At 55.6% G+C, this 19167-nt stretch carries 16 protein-coding genes; 14 read left to right on the plus strand and 2 right to left on the minus strand.

Annotated elements, in window-relative coordinates; all coding sequences use genetic code 11:
* The first annotated feature begins 7 nt into the window (after positions 1-7).
* The 11 genes from PH7735_RS20670 to PH7735_RS04445 all read left to right on the plus strand — a co-directional run bounded on the left by PH7735_RS20670 (position 8) and on the right by PH7735_RS04445 (position 12492).
* Positions 8-184, plus strand: a complete 177-nt coding sequence (locus tag PH7735_RS20670; protein ID WP_158503176.1) for a hypothetical protein — start codon at positions 8-10, stop codon at positions 182-184.
* 80 nt (positions 185-264) lie between these two features.
* Positions 265-1398 (plus strand): aminomethyl transferase family protein, encoded by a 1134-nt coding sequence (locus PH7735_RS04400; RefSeq protein WP_058310079.1) that lies wholly within the window; start codon positions 265-267, stop codon positions 1396-1398.
* Positions 1399-1458: 60 nt separating this feature from the next.
* Positions 1459-2061, plus strand: coding sequence for a dimethylamine monooxygenase subunit DmmA family protein (locus PH7735_RS04405; RefSeq protein ID WP_058310080.1), 603 nt, complete (start codon positions 1459-1461; stop codon positions 2059-2061).
* Positions 2058-3008: a PDR/VanB family oxidoreductase gene (locus PH7735_RS04410; protein WP_058310081.1), complete on the plus strand. Its 951-nt coding sequence runs from the start codon at positions 2058-2060 to the stop codon at positions 3006-3008. Before PH7735_RS04405 ends, PH7735_RS04410 begins: the two co-directional genes overlap by 4 nt.
* Positions 3009-3020: 12 nt before the next feature.
* Entirely contained in the window at positions 3021-4073 is a 1053-nt protein-coding gene (locus PH7735_RS04415; RefSeq protein WP_058310082.1) for a heme-dependent oxidative N-demethylase family protein, read from the plus strand.
* 6 nt (positions 4074-4079) lie between these two features.
* Positions 4080-4394: a DMT family transporter gene (locus PH7735_RS04420; protein WP_058310083.1), complete on the plus strand. Its 315-nt coding sequence runs from the start codon at positions 4080-4082 to the stop codon at positions 4392-4394.
* Positions 4395-4573: 179 nt separating this feature from the next.
* Positions 4574-6058: an alkaline phosphatase gene (locus PH7735_RS04425; RefSeq protein ID WP_058310084.1), complete on the plus strand. Its 1485-nt coding sequence runs from the start codon at positions 4574-4576 to the stop codon at positions 6056-6058.
* 72 nt (positions 6059-6130) lie between these two features.
* Complete coding sequence (locus tag PH7735_RS04430; protein ID WP_145865258.1) at positions 6131-6604, plus strand: hypothetical protein; 474 nt, start codon at positions 6131-6133, stop codon at positions 6602-6604.
* 485 nt (positions 6605-7089) lie between these two features.
* Entirely contained in the window at positions 7090-8436 is a 1347-nt protein-coding gene (locus PH7735_RS04435) for an efflux RND transporter periplasmic adaptor subunit (RefSeq protein ID WP_058310086.1), read from the plus strand.
* A complete protein-coding gene (locus PH7735_RS04440; protein WP_058310087.1) occupies positions 8429-11557 on the plus strand; it encodes an efflux RND transporter permease subunit in 3129 nt (1042 codons plus the stop codon). Before PH7735_RS04435 ends, PH7735_RS04440 begins: the two co-directional genes overlap by 8 nt.
* A 140-nt stretch (positions 11558-11697) precedes the next feature.
* On the plus strand, positions 11698-12492 hold the full coding sequence (locus tag PH7735_RS04445; protein ID WP_058310088.1) for an IclR family transcriptional regulator: 795 nt from the start codon (positions 11698-11700) through the stop codon (positions 12490-12492).
* A gap of 65 nt (positions 12493-12557) precedes the next feature.
* Here PH7735_RS04445 and PH7735_RS04450 read toward each other — a convergent pair whose 3' ends face one another.
* Together PH7735_RS04450 and PH7735_RS04455 are read right to left on the minus strand one after the other, a co-directional pair.
* Positions 12558-14189, minus strand: coding sequence for a GMC family oxidoreductase (locus PH7735_RS04450; protein WP_058310089.1), 1632 nt, complete (start codon positions 14187-14189; stop codon positions 12558-12560).
* 132 nt (positions 14190-14321) lie between these two features.
* Positions 14322-15368, minus strand: coding sequence for a LacI family DNA-binding transcriptional regulator (locus PH7735_RS04455; RefSeq protein ID WP_058310090.1), 1047 nt, complete (start codon positions 15366-15368; stop codon positions 14322-14324).
* Positions 15369-15572: 204 nt separating this feature from the next.
* Between PH7735_RS04455 and PH7735_RS04460 the strand changes: the two genes are divergently transcribed.
* The 3 genes from PH7735_RS04460 to PH7735_RS04470 all read left to right on the plus strand — a co-directional run bounded on the left by PH7735_RS04460 (position 15573) and on the right by PH7735_RS04470 (position 19165).
* Entirely contained in the window at positions 15573-17096 is a 1524-nt protein-coding gene (locus PH7735_RS04460) for a sugar ABC transporter ATP-binding protein (protein ID WP_058310091.1), read from the plus strand.
* Positions 17093-18112, plus strand: coding sequence for an ABC transporter permease (locus PH7735_RS04465; RefSeq protein WP_058310092.1), 1020 nt, complete (start codon positions 17093-17095; stop codon positions 18110-18112). The genes PH7735_RS04460 and PH7735_RS04465 overlap by 4 nt, the downstream gene beginning before the upstream one ends.
* A gap of 96 nt (positions 18113-18208) precedes the next feature.
* Positions 18209-19165, plus strand: a complete 957-nt coding sequence (locus tag PH7735_RS04470) for a substrate-binding domain-containing protein (RefSeq protein ID WP_058310093.1) — start codon at positions 18209-18211, stop codon at positions 19163-19165.
* Positions 19166-19167 lie beyond the last annotated feature (2 nt).

Below are 19167 nucleotides of genomic sequence, written 5' to 3' on the forward strand. Positions count from 1 at the left end.
AAGACCAATGGAAGCACCTTTTGAAGTCAACACATGGGACGGCGTTACCGGAGCCATCTACACCGGATACGGATCTGGCGAAATGCTCTGGCTGCTGGTCATGCTTGCCCTGATTGTTGTCGCGCTGTTCCTTGGCTGGCGCCATGAAGAGCACGCCTACAAGGCCACCAAAAGTCAGGGCTAAATCCTGACCGGGCCGGCGTTTCCCCCCTTTTTCCCGCCGGCCCAACCAACACCTAAAATTCCACCTGAAGGACAACTAGAATGATCGCATCATGGAGATTTTCTGCACTGGCAGATCGGCACCGCGCCATGGGCTCCACCCTTGAAGACTGGAGCGGAATGGGCACTGCCTGGACCTATGACAAGGATCAGACCGAAGAATACTTGGCGATCCGCACCAAGGCAGGTGTCATGGATGTATCGGGCCTCAAGAAAGTGCACCTCATGGGCCCTCACGCCCAATACGTGATCGACAAGGCCACTACACGCGATATCGAAAAGCTGAAACCTGGCCGGTCCACTTATGCGACCATGCTGAACGACGACGGCAAATTTGTGGACGATTGCGTGATCTACCGCATGGGGCCGCACAGCTTTATGGTTGTTCACGGATCGGGTGCGGGCCACGAACAGCTGAGCATGTACGCCGCTGGCCGCAATGTTTCGATGATTTTTGACGACGACCTGCACGACATTTCCCTGCAGGGACCACTTGCCGTGGATTTCCTTGAAAAACACGTGCCCGGCATCCGTGATGTGATCTATTTCAGCCACATCCAGACAACCCTGTTTGGCAAACCCGTCATGATTTCGCGCACCGGGTACACCGGCGAACGCGGATATGAAATTTTCTGCCGTCGTCAGGATGCTGTCGAAATCTGGGATACGATTGTCGCCGAGGGCGGCGAAATGGGTATCATTCCGACACGTTTCACAACACTCGATCTGTTGCGGGCCGAAAGCTATTTGCTGTTCTTCCCTTATGACAACTCCGAGATGTATCCGTTCGAAAACGAGGGGCCGGGCGACACGCTTTGGGAACTTGGTCTCGACTTTACCGTGTCCAAAGGCAAAACCGGTTTCCGCGGCGCGGAAGAGCACTATCGCCTTGAAGGCAAAGAACGTTTCAAGATCTACGGCGTCAAACTGGAAGGCACCGAACCTGCGGGCGAAGGCGTGCCTTTGCTGAAGGACGGCGAACCTGTCGGCATCGTCACGGTCGGAATGTACTCGCCTCTGAACGAACACAACGTCGGCATTGCGCGCATGCCGGTGGATTGCGCAGTCGAGGGAACACCACTCACGGTTCAAAACCCCGACGGCGAAATCGCCGCCATCGCGCATCCCATGCCCTTCTACGACGTTGATAAGAAGCGTCGCACAGTCAAAGGCTGAACCACGCATTCTTCGGGCGGGGCGAGGGTCCCGCCCTTTGAGAGCAATAGGAAAGACGCCATGTCGAATACCCAATTTACCCCCTCAATTACCAGCCGTCCGGTCTATCCGGGGCTGACCTCGCTGGGCAATGTACCGGCCATCATGATTGCGGATGCTTCTGGTCAGGAAGCCCTGAAAGAACTGGCCGCTGCGGATTCCTCGGTCATGGATCAGGCGCATGTGTTGTTGGTGACAACGTCGCCAGCTTTGGCCGACAAATTGCAGGATCTGCGCCCCGCTTCGATTGAAACAGTGTCTGATCTGGATGCGGCTGTCCCTTCGTTTGAACGGTTGCTCAGCACGGCCAAAATGGGCACCCAGCTCTATCTGGCGGGGTCCGAGGGCCTGATCGGCTTTTTCTCGGCCCGTGCCCTTGGCAGCGGATTGCCCCAAGAGGCGATCCAGTCCGAACACCGCGGCCCGATCTCGCGCCGCATGCAATGTGTGCATTGCAAGGGTGTGACCGAAGACGTCACCACGGACCCGTTCACCTGTTCCCATTGCGGGCTCACATTGTTTGTGCGCGATCACTTTTCACGACGCCTTGGTGTGTTCCAAGGGGTGTGTGTGGATGCCGAAGTCCCGGGTGAAGTGCCCGAAACAGAGGAGATTCAGCCATGATTTCCAAACTGAACCTCAAAGTCGTAGAAATCGAAGACCTGTCCCCATTGGTCAAGCGGTTCCGCTTTGAAGATCCCGACAAAGCGGCGCTGCCTGTGTTTTCAGGCGGCGCTCACGTCAGCGTTGAAATGCCCGATGGCGAGATGCTGCGCCATAATTCCTATTCCTTGATCTCCGACCCTTATGACGCGACCGGTTATGAAATTGCGGTGCGACGTGAAGATCAGGGGCGTGGCGGGTCCAAATTTATGCACGAAAAGGTGGCCGTCGGCGACATTTTGAAACTGTCGATGCCGGCCAACCTGTTTCAATTGGATCTGCGTGCGAAAAAGCACGTGTTGATTGGCGGTGGTATCGGGATCACGCCTTTCCTGTCCCAAATGCGCCAGCTCGAGATGCATGGACAGGCGTATGAGTTGCACTATGCCACGCATTCGCGGGAAGAGGCCGCAGGTCTGGCCCTTTTGCCAGAGGCCGCACACATCCATGTCCATATCTCGGAAGACGGGTCCCGTATGGATCTTGGCGCCATGCTGGCAGATCAGCCGCTGGGATGCCATGTCTACACCTGTGGTCCGGAAGGTTTGATCGCCGCTGTGGCCGAGCAGGCTGCAATGCTTGGCTGGCCTGCGACCTCTGTTCATTCCGAGGCCTTTACGGCCCCGCCACCGGGCGCACCATTCGAGGTGACCATCGCCTCGACCGGACAAGTGGTTCCGGTCGCCGCCAATCAAAGCCTTTTGGAAGCGCTCGAAGCGGCAAGTGTTGTCGTCGATTACTCCTGTCGCGGCGGCGGTTGTGGTCGTTGTGAAACCACAGTGACCTCCTGCGACGGTGATATCGAGCACAATGACTTTTGGCTCAGCAAAGAAGAACGCGCCGAAAAGAAAAAGATCATGCCCTGCATGTCCCGCTTCAAGGGGCTCGCGCTGGTTCTGGATCTCTGAGGGAGATGTAAAATGACAATGCAATTCAACGAAGAAACGTTCCGCGGCGATTACACCTATTTCAATTCGCCCGCTGCGATCCGCCGGTTTCCGTTTCCGTTCGATCAAGACGCCTACATGTATTCGGTCAACATCGAACAGCATCCCGGCGGCCCCGAAGGAAGCCCTTTCGAGTTCGCGTTTGATGTCGATGAACACTATGTCGCCGAGATGCAGGACCGCGCCATCACCTTGGCAGGCGATCCGATGCGATGCCAATCCTTGCCGCATATGGAACTGGCGGGCTGGGACCTGCTCGAGGCGATCATGGTGGCCAAAGCGCGCGATTATCCCGATCTGTTCAGCCTCACCATTGATGGTGACACATGGCACTGGATCAACCGCCCGATGGGGATTGACGATACATTTACGTTCCTTGATCCCGCGACATTGCCCTATCCCCCGCTAGAGTACATCACGCGTCAGGCCCAAGGTGACTTTGCCTTGTTGCACGAACGTGACGGAAACCTGTGGCTTGATGCGGGCATGGTGACATCCCAAGCGGACTGGTCGTTGGATTTTGATGTCGGGATGAACTTTTTCGAATGGCACGCACCTGTTCCCAAAGCCGGGAAAATGGGTGTGTTCGACAAAGCGTTGAAGTTCCTTCTCGCGATGAACCAGGGGCAATCCTATCGCCGTCTGAACTGGACCATGACGGTGAACCCGCGCTTGGATACATCGCCCGAGAACTATCACAAATGGGGACCTGAAAAGCGGACTGTCACCCCCGAAAACGTGGGCCAGAAACAGTTTGTGCGGGTCGAGTTGCAGACCTTCTGGCGTCTGCCACGCTCAAACGCGCTGGCCTTTCCTATCCGGTGTTATCTCGCCAATCTCGAGGACATCTGCACCTATCCAAAATGGGGGCGTCGGTTGCATCGTGTGTTGCGCGATATTGATCCGGATCTCGCCGACTACAAGGGCTTTGCCGTGAACCAGGAAATCATCGTCAACTACTTGGCCCAATTCGATGATGGTGCGCCAACATCTCCGGGAATCTTTCCCGTTGATCAGGAAGGCTGACCAACTATGCCATGGATTATCTTGTTTGTTGCGGGTGTGCTTGAGGTGATTTGGGCCACCGCGATGAAATCATCCAATGGCTTCACAATTCTTGTGCCAAGCGTGGTGACTGTCGTGACCATGCTTGGCTCGTTTTTTCTACTGTCGATCGCCATGCGCAGCTTGCCTTTGGGGACGTCGTATATGGTATGGACGGGCATCGGGGCTGTCGGGGCCTTTATTGCAGGCATCATTCTGCATGGTGAGGCCGTTACCGCGCAACGCATGGCCGCCGCGGGCATGATCATTCTGGGCATGCTCATGATGAAAAGCGCGAGCTGACCTGCAACGCGCTTGGCCCCAGTTGAGGGCCCGATTGGGCATCACTGAAAGCCGTGAATTTCCTGTTGGTCTTTTGGATCAGTGTAATACGATTGCGCGGAACATGCTCAATCGGTTGCATGTTGAGTCGTGGATGCCACGTCTGCATTTTTCCAATAGGTCCCGCTGGGAGACACAGCATGACATTCAAACACACCCTTGCGTTTTTGATGACGCTAAGCGTGACCTCAGCCACAGCAGAAGAGTTGCCGCAAGCAGGGAATGCATGGTTCAAAGCCGCGCAGGACACGTTGGCCGAGACCCTGAAGCAACAACCCAACACCGACACCGCGAAGAACGTGATTATCCTGATCTCTGATGGAAACGGGGTCGGGTCGAACTATGCCACGCGTCTTTATTCGGGACAGCTGGAGGGCGGATATGGCGATGACTATGTACAGCCGTTTGAAACCTTCCCCAACCTTGCCTTGGTGAAAACGTATAACGTCAATGCCCAGACACCCGATTCAGCTGGGACGGGCACGGCAATCATGACTGGTATCAAGACCAATTCGGGGGTGCTTGGGGTCAACGAAAATGTCAGGCGCGGCGATTGCACCACCATTGTGGGCAATGAGGTCGCGACACTCAATGAAGTCATGACCGATATGGGCAAGGCCACCGGAGTTGTCTCGACAGCGCGTTTGACGCACGCAACACCAGCCTCTGGGTACGCGCATACGGTTGACCGCAGATTTGAATACAAGCTGCCCGAAGGGTGCACGCAGCAAGCCGACATCGCGACACAGTTGATTGATGCTATGGAAGCCGGCACCATTGATATCGCTTTGGGCGGGGGGCGTCGTAACTTTATCGGCAAAGACATCACGGACGAAGAGGGCAGAAAGGGCAAGCGCGCCAAAGGTGAAAACCTGATCGCGCGGGCCGAGCGTTTGGGCGTTCAATATGTCTGGGATGACATGGGCATGGCATTGGCCAAGACGGACGGCACCCCGGTGCTCGGGTTGTTTGAAAGATCACACATGATGTATGAGACTGAGCGAACCGGAGAGCCGTCCTTGGCCGAGATGACCGCGTTTGCGATCAAAGCGCTGTCTGCCAAAGGTGGAGATCAGGGCTTCTTTCTACAGGTCGAAGCCGGACGCGTGGACCACGCCAGCCATGCAAGCAATGCCGCGCGCATGGTTGCAGATGGCAAGGCCTTTGCGGATGCCGTGGCAATGGCGGATGCGCTGACCGATGATGGCGATACGTTGATTGTTGTGACGGCTGATCATGAACATGCGGTCGCTTTTAACGGATACTGTGGGCGGGGAACAAATATCCTTGGTCTTTGTATGGAGATTGACGATGCGGGCGTTGAACACACCGGCGAACCTGCACTGGCCAAAGATGGAAAGCCTTATACGGTTATCGGGTATCTGAATGGTCCGGGCAGCATTCTTCGAAAAGACAGAAACTGGAACGGAGGGCGCCCCGACCTGACGCAGGAAGAAGCCTTGGATATTGATAACGTGCAACAGGCGTTGATACCGCGCTCCTCTGAAACCCATTCGGGGGAAGATGTTGCAGTTTATGCCAAGGGCCCGTGGGCGCATCTGTTAGAGGGAACGCTCGAGCAGAACGTGATTTTTCATGTGATGTACCATGCTGCAACGCAATAGATGCGATCCCCTTTTGCGGGTCCAAGGTTGGGTGGCGAAGGCCTGTGGCACTGCAAGTCAAAAGGTGGCGCCATGAAACGACGGGAGTTTCTGCTTAATTCCGGTGGATTTGCGGCCTGCGTCCCAACCGTCGGGTGGGCGGACACTTCGCCGGTTCCGAAACTGGAAGCGTTCCAATCAAAGATGAAACATGGCGCGTTTCGCATTCGGGACCTTTATAACCGTGATCAGAGTTTTTCGGATCTTGCGCTGGCGTGTGAGGGGCAACGCGTTACGTTTCGGGGATACATGACGCCGCCGATCAAAGAAGAGCTGGCGTTTTTTGTCCTGACCAATATTCCCATGGCCGTTTGTCCGTTTTGCGAACCTGATCTGGACTGGCCGAACGACATTCTGCCGATTTATACCAACCGGATCGTTTGGCCCTTGCCCTTTAACGTGCGGATCACGGCAACGGGCGTGTTTGCAACCGGCGCTTTTACGGATGAAGAAACGGGTTTCTACAGTCTCGCTCGTCTGGTGGATGCGACGTATCGAGAAGGGTAATGCGCTTGATAAGTCGTTATTCCCTTGCGGACTGACACATGCGCTTGAGGTTGTTTGATACATTGATGCGCCCCGCGCGGTCTGTTGCTGGGATTGGTTTTGGGGCGGGTTTTGTTTTCAAGACCTGATTGGACAGCCAGGGCAAAGCCTCAGGCTAGGTCCAAACCAAGAAAATTCACGAAATTTGCAAAAAACTCCGACGGAAAACGCCAACTCGACCGTCTAATATGGGTGTGGGTTTGTCTTTTGGCGGCCTTGGGTGAAGTGGCATATCCTGACGTGGAGTTTGAACAGCAAAAACAGGCCGGTAAGGGTGCGGCGCTTGGGCCTGCCTGCGGGACGGATTGCGCTGTTCTTCTTTGATCAGAGGATTATGGTCTTAGCATCCTCAGTTTGCTGCGACCCCCTGCAAACCACGGTCTGCATTGACGCTCGCACATTGAAACAAAAGCCGTGTAAAGCGGTGAAGCAACGGAATTTGAAGTATGAACCTGCGCCCCCTTATGATCGTTCCTCCGATTGCAATTGCGATTGGCGTGTTTATCACCATGAACCGTGAGGCGCCGGACACGGGTGGCGCACCCGAGGAACGGGCCGTCGCAGTGCGCGTTCAAACCATAGAACCCACAGAGGTGACAGGCACCGCAATCGGTTATGGGCGCGCAGAAGCCGTCCGAAACTGGTCCGCCGTCGCAGAAGTGCAGGGGCGCATCACCTTTATGCACGAGGGGCATGCCGTCGGCAGCATTGTCGACGAAGGGACGGTTCTGATCGAAATTGACACGACCGACTATGAATTGGCGCGCAAAAAAGCACTGGCCAACATCGCGGCGGTCGAGGCGCAAATTGCCGAATTGGAGCAAGAAGAAGCAAACTCAATCGCCATGCTGGAAGTGGAAGAGCGTATTCTTGGCGTTGCAGAAGATGAATTTGACCGGATTGTAAGTCTGGTTGAACGGGGCGCATCCAGCCAGTCGGTGCTGGATGGGTCGCGGCGGGCCATGCTGGCACAAACCGTGTCTGTCGCCAGTCTGCGCAACGCCATTTCGCTTTTCCCGTCCAAGCGTCAATCTCTTGAGGCCACGATGTCGTTGCGCCAGTCCGAGATTGCAGAGGCGGAGCGGTCAATCGAAAAAGCCAAGATTGTTGCCCCGTTTCGCGGGCGCGTCTCAGAGGCAAATGTAGAAGCCGGCCAATATGTGCGTGTCGGCGACCGGTTGATGAGCGTCGATGACGTCTCGGCAGTGGAAATTACCGCCGAAGTCCAGCCCTCGGAATTCGGGCCGATGATTTCACTGGCGTTCAAAGGAGAGCTGGAGCCTGACGAAAACATCGACACGTCACAGGCTGTTACGTTGCTCACCCGTGCAGGCGTCACGGCCGAGGTTGCCATGGCGCAATCCGGCTTTCAGGCGACGTGGCCTGCCGAACTTGTCAGAACGCGGGGCACGCTGGATGCAGACACAGGTGCGCTTGGCGTGGTGGTGCGGGTGAATGATCCACTGGTCAGCGTCCGTCCGATCAACCGTCCGCCTTTGAATTCCGGAACCTTTGTTGCGGTGCGGTTCACGACCGGACCACGCGCCGGTGTGATTGTTATTCCCAGAACGGCTGTGCGCTATGACGATGACGGGGTTCCGTTTGTTTATACTGCCGACAATGAAAACCGGCTCACGGTGACGCGGATCAAGGCGGGTCCTGTTCTCGGGGCGGATGTCGTTATCCAAGAGGGGCTGAGCGGAGGCGAGACGCTGGTCCTGTCTTTGCCGCGTCCGCCGGTTCCGGGCATGAAGCTTGCGCTGATTTCGCAAGAGGACGTCCAGAATGATTGATTGGTTTGTCCGCCATCCGGTTGCAGCCAACCTTTTGATGGCCCTGATTTGTGTTCTGGGGCTGACCTCCATCAGCCAGATCAAACGCGAAACTTTTCCGGACATCACCCCGTCGACCGTTGAGGTCAGCGTCGTCTATACGGGGTCTTCTGCCGTCGACGTGGATGAGGAAATATGTACCCCTATCGAAGATGCGTTGACGGGCACCGAGGGCCTCGAAGAACTGACGTGTCTTTCGGTTGACGGCATGGCCACGGCAACAGCCGAGCTGGAAGAAGGCGGAGACGTCAGCGAATTTTACAACGATGTGTTTTCGGCCGTTTCCGAAATCAGTGACTTTCCAGCCGACGCCGAGGCCCCTTCGGTCAAAATGGGGGGGCGGACAGAGCTGATCGCAATGATCGCCGTTTCGGGCATTGAAGGCAAAGAAGGGCTGAAATCCTATTCGGATGAATTGTCAGAAACCCTGCAACAGGTGTCTGGCGTGTCCGAGGCGCGGGTGTCGGGGATCACGGATCGTGAACTGAGAGTGACCTTTGACGAGCAAGCCTTGCGTCGCTTTGGTCTTTCGGGACGGGATATCGTGTCTGCCATCAATGCGCGCAGTTTGCGACAGCCGCTTGGCAGTTTGGAAGCCGATGAGGGCAGCATTGTCTTGCGCTATTCGGACGCGCGCCGCACGATCACCGAGTTGCAAGATCTGATTGTACTGGAAAACGATGCGGGCAGCATGGTCCGCCTGAGTGATCTCGCGGAAATCCGGCTTGTTGATCAGGATGAAAACCAACAGTCCTTTATCGACGGAGATCAGGCGGCGATCATTTATGTGTTCAAGGCGGCCGAAGCCGATGCCATTCGCACCTTTGAAAGTGTTGAATCCGTTCTGGCGGCAGAAGAAGAAGCCTATCCCGATCCGTTCAAGCTTACGATTACCTTCAACATGACGGACCTCGTGGAAGAGCGGTTGACGCTGATTTTGAAAAACACCGCGATCGGGCTTTTCCTTGTGTTCGGGACAATGTGGTTGTTCTTTTCCTTCGGGCAATCCTTGTGGATTTCCGCCTCGTTGCCAGTGTCGTTCCTGGGCACATTGTTCCTGATGCAGGCGCTGGGCGTGTCGATCAACATGCTGACCCTTGTCGCATTGTTGATGGCGGTTGGATTGATCATGGATGACTCGATCGTCATTGCCGAAAATATTGATCGCCACAGACGCACCAAGCCACCGATGGAGGCAGCATCAAGGGGAACGCTTGAGGTTATGCCGGGGGTTGCGTCCTCTTTCTTGACCACGGCATGCGTTTTCGCGCCTTTGATGTTCCTGTCCGGCGATATGGGGCAGGTTCTGAAGTTTATTCCGATTGTGCTGCTGCTCACGCTGGGGCTGTCGCTGGTCGAGGCGTTTTTGATCCTGCCGCATCACCTTGCCCATGCCAGCGGGCACACCGTGGGCGACAAATCAGAGAGCCGCGCGTCGCTTGCGTTGAACCGCATGAAAGAAGCGGCGGTTATTCCGGTTGTGCGGCAATTCGTGCGCTTTCGATATCTCACTTTGGGCACTGTGTTCGGCGCGCTGATCGTGACTGTAGGGCTGGTGACATCGGGCGCGGTCAAGGTTGTGGGCTTTCCAACTGTTGAAGGCGACACCGTTCAGGTGCGCTTTGCACTGGACTCTGGCATCGCGCGGGAAAGAACGGTGAAAACGGTTGACCAGATGCTGGCCGCACTTGAGCGCGTTGACGAGACATACACGCCTTTGACAGACGGGCAGGAGCCCTTGGTTGAGCGTGTCATGGTGCAGTACGGCACCAATTCCGATGTCAAAGACAATGGATCGCATACCGCGACAATCGTTGTGGATTTGCTGGAAAGCTCGCGCCGGAATGTCAGCGCAAACGAGATGCTGCGCGTGTGGCGGGAAGAAACCGGCCCCTTGCCGGATTTGGTCCAGTCCAGCTATGCCCAGTCCGAGATCGGCCCGGGTGGCTCGGATCTGGATGTCGAGGTGGCGGGGCGTGATCTGGAAGACGTGGAAAAGGCCGCGACGGAAATCCTGCGGGCGCTGCGTGACAAAGAAGGCGTGACCGAAGTTTTTCAGGACTTCTTTGGCGGGCGTCAGGAGGTGCAGCTGACATTGAATACCTATGGTTATGCGGTCGGGCTGACACCGCAATCGCTTGCCGAACAGTTGCGGAATGCTTTTGCTGGTGCAGAGACCGATAGTTTCCGCTCGGGGGCGTCCAATGTAGCGGTGCGGGTTCAGATTGGCGATACCATTGCGAACCTGACCGAGTTGGAGAACTTTCCGATTGTCGTCGGGCAGGGCAAGAAAACGTCTTTGAGCACGGTGGCAGAGTTGCGGCTGGCGGCGAGCTATCCCAACATCACACGTCGCAACGGCAAGGTCATTGCCCGTGTGGTCGGGCAGCTGGATCGCAACGTGACATCGCCGAATGAAATCGCGGCCTTTGTCACGAATGTCGCGGCCCCCGACGTGCAGCAACGCTTTCCCGATGTTGTGATCGCCAATCGCGGTGCGGTCGAGGATCAACAGAAATCCCAGAATTCGATCATGGGGAAGCTCATCATTGGATTGGTGGGTGTGTATTCTGTTTTGGCGTTCCAGTTCCGCAGCTACACCCTTCCGATTGTGATCATGATGTCGATCCCTTTCGCACTGATTGGCACAATCTTGGGGCATTGGGGGGCCGGAATTGATCTCGCCATGCCGAGCTTTATCGGCTTTGCGTCGCTGGCAGGTATCGTGGTTAACAATGCCATCCTGTTCCTGACCTTTTTCCAGACCAATCTTAAGGAAGAAGATCACGTGTCTGCCGCAATTGACGCGGTTCGCGATCGTTTCAGACCTATTCTGATTTCGACGGGCACAACGATTGCGGGGCTCTTGCCCCTGATCTCGGACGGCAGCCCGCAGGTGCAGACAATGGTGCCATTGGTTGTGGCCGTGGCGTCTGGTTTGGCGGCGTCCATGGTGCTTGTTGTTCTGGTTCTGCCGGCCATGTTGACGATCTACTTCGACTTTGCCTCGGTCACTGGATGGAAAGCAAAATTTGGCGACGAAGAGACGTTCGAGCCGAAACAGGTACCATCCAAGGCCTAAACGCGCTCTGGGTGATAAAACGAAAGGGGGGCGGCACATTTATGGTGCCGCCCCTCAGAGGTTTTGCGGCCAAATTTTGGGTTTTCGTATCAATGAAATTCTATATTCTGGAATTTCACTGAGCCACGGACCCCGAAGCGATGCCCGATCTGAAAGAGGACAAACGATATGCGAACACGCTGGCGCGGGGGCTGCGGATTTTGCGAGCCTTTCGTCCAACAGATGACGGGTTGAGCAATCTCCAGATTTCGGATCGCACCGGCATTCCCCGCTCAACTGTTTCACGTCTGACGTTTACGCTTTGTGCTTTGGGGTATCTGACCCATGGACGCCATCATGACAGATATCGGTTGGGGCCTTCGGCGCTGGCCTTGGGCAATATTGCGGCGGCCTCTTTCGGGTTTGTCGAGACCGCAACACCGATCATGCAGGCCCTTGCGAATGAAACAAAAACGCTGGTCGGGGTCGCAATTCATGACGATGACCGGATGTTATTGGTGAAAACGTGGCGGCCGGAAAACACGACAACCGTCTGGTTGAATGTCGGCTATCGCATTCCTTTGTCGAGTTCCTCGACGGGAGCCGCCTATCTGGGGGCTTTGAGTGATGCCGAGTTTGAGAAACTCACCGGACCCATGGACGAGTCCTCACGATCAGAATGTGCGGCGCTGCGGATGCAGTTTCAGGATATGCTGTTAACACGCGGGTTTGCAATTGCGGACACGGCCAAGCGGTTCAATGCCTCGATCAACGCGATTGCCAGCCCATACAGGCCCACAGATTTTGCACAACCTGTTGCGTTTCTGGCCAGCGCGCGTACCGAAGATTTGACGTTTGAACGTGCCCAAACCGAGGTGGGCCCCGCATTGGTGAATGCGTTGTACCAGCTTCAGGATGTCACCGGCCAACAGCATTCGGCGCTGCCGGGGATTTGAGCCACAGAAGTGATGGCCCCGCTGCTTTGGTTTAAGCTCTAAACCGGAAGAGTCTGCCCTAATCCTTAGGCCGGCGTGACCATTCCATAATCCGATTTGATCATGTCAGCACATTTTTCGCCGATCATGATGCTTGGGGCATTTGTGTTGCCGGAGACGACATTCGGCATGATGGAAGCATCCGCGACCCGCAGCCCTTCCAGCCCGTGAACACGCAATTGTGGGTCAACAACCGCCATCTCGTCGATGCCCATTTTGCAGCTCCCTGCAGGGTGATAGACCGTGTCGGCCCGATTGCGGATGTGCTGTTCCCATTCGGCGTCTGTCGTGTCGTCGTTCACACCGAACAGTTCCTTGTGCTTGTATTTGGCCATTGCGGGGGCTTCCATGATCGCGCGGGTCTTTTTGGCCGCTTTGATCAGGGTTTGAAGATCGCGCTCATCAGACAGGAACTTCGGATCAATTCCGGGGTCGGCCATCGGATCGCTGGATTTCAGGAAAACTTCGCCTTTCGAATGCGGGCGCAACGCACATACATGGCACGAATAGCCATTCCCGAGATGCAGTTTGCGGGCATGGTCGTCTACGATGGAAATCACGAAATGCGTTTGCACATCGGCGCGATCCACCGAAGGGTCGGATTTGAAGAAAGACCCTGCTTCGGCGATGGTTGACGCAGCCATCGAGTTTCCGGTTTTACGCCACTTCAGAATTTCCTTGAACAGTTTGAGGCCCGGGCCCAATCCAATCCCAAGATTGTTTTTATCCTTGGTTTTGTACGACAGGATAAAGTCGAGGTGATCTTGAAGGTTTTTACCCACGCCGGGCAGGTCATGCACAAGGTCGATACCATGCTGTGATATCGCCTGTTCTTCACCCACCCCCGACAACAAAAGCAACTGCGGGGATTGAAACGCGCCACCGGACAGGATCACTTCCTTTTTAGCGTGAATCTCTGTGTCGGTCTTGCCTTTGCGATAGGCGACACCCACAGCTCTTTTGCCATCGAAAAGAACTTTGGTGGCACGCGCCTTTGTGATGATCGTCAGGTTGGGGCGCTGCTCCATCACGGGATGAAGATAGGCCGCCGCAGCAGAGCAGCGTTCACCGTTTTTGTCCGGTGAATGGAACTGCGTGCATTGATAGATTGCGGCGCCTTCGTTGTCGCCGGTGTTGAAATCCGGTGTTTCGCGAATTTGAACCTGCGTGTTGGCCTCGACAAACGCTTTCGAAATAGGGCGAGGGGCCTTTGCATCCGAAACCTGAAGGGGGCCAGCGCCGCCATGAAATGCGTCATCGCCCTTGATGTTGTTTTCGGACTTTTTGAAAAAGGGAAGGACCTCGTCCCAACTCCAGCCATGGCAGCCGGCAGCAGACCATTCGTCATAGTCTTCTTTCTGGCCGCGAATATAGAGCATCGCGTTTATGGCGCTCGACCCGCCAAGGGTTTTGCCGCGGGGTTGGTATCCGGTACGGCCGTTCAGACCGGGTTGTGGTTCGGTTTTGAAGGCCCAATTGTTGATCTTGCCGTATCCCGGCAACATCGCGACAACGCCAACCGGCATGCGGATCAAGATGTCCTTTCCGCTGCCGCCTGCCTCTAGCAGGCAAACAGAGGTGTTCGGATCTTCGCTCAGCCGCGATGCAATCGTCGCACCGGCAGAGCCCCCACCAACAATGATAAAGTCGTAAGCCATCTTTCCCCCCAATCGCGGCAACCGGATAGGTCCAGCCGCCTGAACAGGAGAAAAGGTTTTGGGCGTTGAGTCCAGAACGTTCCTTCGCCGACGCCACGTCACTTGATCGTCTGGACCTGCGCGGTCCGTGGCTTAACTGCGGCGCGTTACGTATACGGCGGCGGCAGGGCCACAGCTTTCGCGCACAACAAGATCGCCATGCAACAACACATCGCCCGCCTGCGTGTCTTCTCCGGCCAGTTTGTCCAGCAGCTGGTTCATGGCGTGTTCCCCGATCTGGCTGCGAGGTTGGCGTATTGTTGTCAGGGCAGGGGTGATGTTGTTCGAGAACGGGATATCGTCAAATCCGATCACCGAAAAATCCTTTGGCACATCATACCCGCGCAGCTGAAGGGCGCCGATTACGCCGATTGCCGTATCGTCGTTGAAACAGAAAAACGCCGTAGGCAACGTGTCTTTGATAAACAGCCGCTCGACCGCCGCGCGCCCACCTTCGCTGGACCCGTCACCCTCGATAATCCACTCGTCAAGTACGCCTGCGGCCTCGGCCAAACCGCGGCGATACCCGTCCGAGCGCAAATCGGACACTGCATCTGTTGAAGATGATGAGACATAGACGATCTTTTGATGCCCGAGCGAGATCAGGTATTCTGTCGCCATCTTGGCGGCTGACACGTTGTCGACGCCGATGTAGGACACTTCGGGGCGCTCGATAGGACGCGTCGCGGCAACCATTGGCGGAAACGCAGATGTCGGGCTTTGGGGTTGGCCGGCGACGGGCAAATGTCCGGTCAGAAGGATCAGCCCATCCACCATGCCCGAAGACAGGAACCGCAAGTGGTTCTCTTCCAGCGCGATTGAACCTTCGGTGTTTCCGATCAGAACGCCATAGTCCCGGGCGTTGGCGACCTTCTCAAGACCGATCAGAATGCCGGGAAAGTTCGGGTCGGCAATGGACGGGGTCAGCACCATAACCATGCGGGATCGCTTCATGCGCAGGTTCTGGGCCATGGCGTTCGCGGTATAGCCCGTTCGGGCAATCGCGGCGGTGACGCGCTTGCGTGTACTTTCCGCCACCTTCTCGGGCATTCGAATCGCGCGGCTGACCGTGGCGATTGAGACCCCGGCAAGCTTGGCGACGTCTTCGATTGTGGCTGGCTTGGCTGGCGGTTTGCTCAAGTTCTACGATCCAAATTTGGCGTCGGGAGAGTGTCGGAATCGGTATTTCTTTCCAACCACTTAATTGGTGTTATAGAGCCCCGAACGGGATCTGAAAAGGTTTACATGCAAGAATGTAAAGGTTTACATTATTTATGAAAAGGTTTACATGAGACGTTATGACACGCGCATTTGAGGAGATGTGATGGTGTTTGAGGGGGGACAATGCCGGACGGTATTAATGACATATTTTCGGTGCTTCAGGCCGACCGCATAAGCAAGTCTTTCGGCTCTGTGCCGGTTTTGTTTAGCGTCAACATGGATGTACGTCCGGGTGAGGTGCATGCGTTGATCGGCGAAAACGGCGCTGGTAAATCAACCTTGATGAAGATCCTGTCGGGCTTTCATGATCCGACATCGGGACGGATTTTGTTCGACGGAGAAGAGGTGGTCCTGCCACCCAATGGTGGGGCCGAGATGTTGGGCATCGTGCTGATCCATCAGGAACTCAACCTCGCCGAACAAATGACCGTCGAAGAAAACATCTTCCTTGGTCGCGAATTAACAAAAAATGGCATTCTTGACCGCCAGCGGATGCAGGCGCAGGTGCAGGAATATCTGCAAGACATCGGTCTTGATATCGCGCCGACAGCGCGGATTTCCGATCTGTCCATTGCGGAAAAGCAAATGGTCGAGATCGTGAAAGCAATCAGCCGCAACGCGCGCGTTTTGATCATGGATGAGCCAACGGCAGTTCTGACCGAGGCCGAAACCGAAGTCTTTTTCCGGCAGGTTACAAAGCTCAAGGAAAAGGGCGTCGCGATCGTGTTCGTGTCACATAAACTGTCCGAGGTGAAAGAAATCTCTGACCGGATCACCATCTTGCGGGATGGGCAATGGATTGGCACCAAAGAGGCCGGTGATATGTCGCTGGACGCGATGGCGCAGATGATGGTGGGGCGTGAATTATCAGACCTGTATCCGCCCATGCGAGAAGCGGACGTTGATGCGGATCGTGTGCTTCAGGTTGCGAACCTGACTGCGGCCGGTGTCAAGGATGTGAGCTTTGACCTGAAACGCGGTGAAATTCTCGGGTTTTCGGGATTGATCGGAGCCGGACGGACATCTGTTTTTGAGGCGATTTGTGGTCTTGAACCAATCATATCGGGCACAATACATGTAAACGGGGCAGAAACGCGCTTTGCGTCCGTTGCGGCGGCCCGTGATGCGGGAATTGCCTATCTTACCAAAGACCGTAAGGCAAAGGGGCTGCTTCTTGACAAGAAGATGCGTCCGAACCTGACGCTGTTCTCGCTGCCAAAGTTCGTAAAACGCTTTGGTCTGGACATCAAATCAGAGGACGCAGCATTGGAACGTGCGGTTCGCCGGTTTGATATTCGCGCCCGTGATCCTGATATTTCTGTTGGCGACATGTCCGGTGGTAATCAGCAAAAGCTGTTGCTGGCCAAGGTTATGGAGAGCGAACCACAGATCGTCATCATCGACGAACCGACACGCGGTATCGATGTGGGCACCAAACAGCAGGTCTATCACTTTGTCACGGCTCTGGCCGCAGAGGGGGTGTCTGTTGTGGTGATCTCGTCCGAGATGCCCGAAATTATCGGGCTGTGCCATCGGGTGATTGTGATGCGCGACGGGCGCACTACCGGAACTCTGGAAGGCGACGGTATCAATGAAACCGAAATCGTCCGCTATGCGGCCGGTCTCAAGGGGGAGGGGCTCGAATGACTCTTTCGACAGCAAACACGACGGCAAAGGGAAGAAGCATGAAGTTCGATGTCAAAACCGCCGGTCCCGCAATTGCATTGATCTTGCTTTGTATTATCGGGTTTTCGTTGAATCCGGCATTCCTGAGCGAAGGGAACCTGTCCAATCTTTTGACGCGGTCTGCCTTTATCGGGATCATTGCGATTGGCGCAACTTTTGTCATCACGGCTGGCGGGATTGACCTTTCGGTTGGCTCTATGGCCGCGGCCATTGCCGGTGTCATGATCATCATCATGAACAATGCCGTTGATATGTTGGGCACGGGTGTTGCCACGGTCTTGCTTGGGTGCGGGTGTTCCATACTTTTGGGGATCGGTGCGGGCTGGATAAACGGTGTCCTGACGACCAAAGGCAAGATCGAAGCCTTTATCGTCACGTTGGGGACCATGGGCATCTACCGCTCGCTGGTGACGTATTTTGCCGATGGCGGCACGCTCTCGCTGGATTTCGCAATTCGGGGTGCCTATCGCCCGGTGTATTATGACAGCTTTCTGGGTCTGCCCATTCCGGTCTGGGTGTTCATCGTGGTGTCTATTGTGGGATGGTTCCTGCTGAACCGAACGGCATTCGGGCGCTATTGCACTGCTATCGGATCGAACGAAGGCGTTGCCAAATACTCTGCCATCAAAGTCGACCGCGTGAAAACGATCACCTACATGATCCAGGGTCTGTGTGTGTCGCTGGCGACCATCATCTATGTGCCGCGTCTTGGGTCCGCGTCGTCTTCGACAGGGGTTCTTTGGGAGCTTGAAGCAATCGCGGCCGTCATCATCGGCGGAACAGTTCTCAAAGGGGGGTATGGCCGGATCGGCGGCACCATTCTGGGGGCTCTGATCCTGACGACAATCGGCAATATCCTGAACTTTACCGATCTCATTTCGAACTATCTGAACGGAACCATGCAAGGTCTCATCATCATCATCGCGGTCTGGTTACAGCGCGGTGACTGGGGCAAGGCAAAGGCCAGCAAAACTTAAAACTTTCACGAAGCAAGCGGGGTCCTGTCCCCAGAGTGAAAACAAACCGGGCGCCACCGGACAGGAGAGGTGCGTCCAAATTTGGGAGGAGACAAAATGAAACCTTTTAGCAAATTGGGCGCAATGGTCATGACCGGGGCGCTGGCAATGTCAGCAACGCTGGCACATGCCGACACAATCAAGATCGGGGTCAGCTATCCGACACCCACCCACGCGTGGGCTGCAGGTATGAACTGGCACGCAGAACAGGCTGAAAAACGGCTTGAGGCCTTATATCCGGATGTGGACATGATCCTAGTGAACTCTTCCGATCCAAGCGCACAGGCAAGTGCTCTGGAAGATCTGGTTTCGGTGCACAAGATCGACGCATTGGTGGTTCTGCCTTTCGAGTCCGAGCCGCTGACTGATCCGGTGCTGAACGTCAAAAAGTCAGGCGCGTTGATCACAGTGGTGGATCGCGGCCTCAGCCAACCGGGTATCGAAGACATTTATGTAGCTGGCAACAATCCGGAACTGGGACGTGTTTCCGCACAATACATGAAGACCCGCCTGAAATCCGGTGACAACATTGTTGTGCTGCGCGGTATTCCAACATTGATCGACAATGAACGGTTTGATGCCTTCATGGCCGAAATGGAAGGATCGGGCGTAAACATTCTGGATCACAAACACGCTAACTGGAACCGTGATGACGGCTTCGAAGTGATGCAGGATTTCCTGTCCCGTTTCCCAGATATCGATGCAGTCTGGGCACAGGATGATGACATTGCAATTGGTGTAGTTGCAGCCCTCAAGCAGGCTGGTCGTGATGGCGACGGCATGTTTGTCGTCGGCGGTGCCGGCATGAAGGAAACGATCAAGGCGATCATGGATGGGGAAACACTTGTTCCTGTCGATGTGCTTTACCCGCCTTCCATGATTGCAACAGCGATGGACGTTACCGTTGCGGCGTTCAAGTCGAACGGACCGGTTGCGGGCCGCTATATTCTTGGCGCGACACTGATCACGCCAGAGAACGCTGCCTCTTTCTACTTCCCGGATTCTCCCTTCTGAGA

This window comes from Shimia thalassica (genome assembly GCF_001458215.1).
Classification (GTDB): Bacteria; Pseudomonadota; Alphaproteobacteria; order Rhodobacterales; family Rhodobacteraceae; genus Shimia; species Shimia thalassica.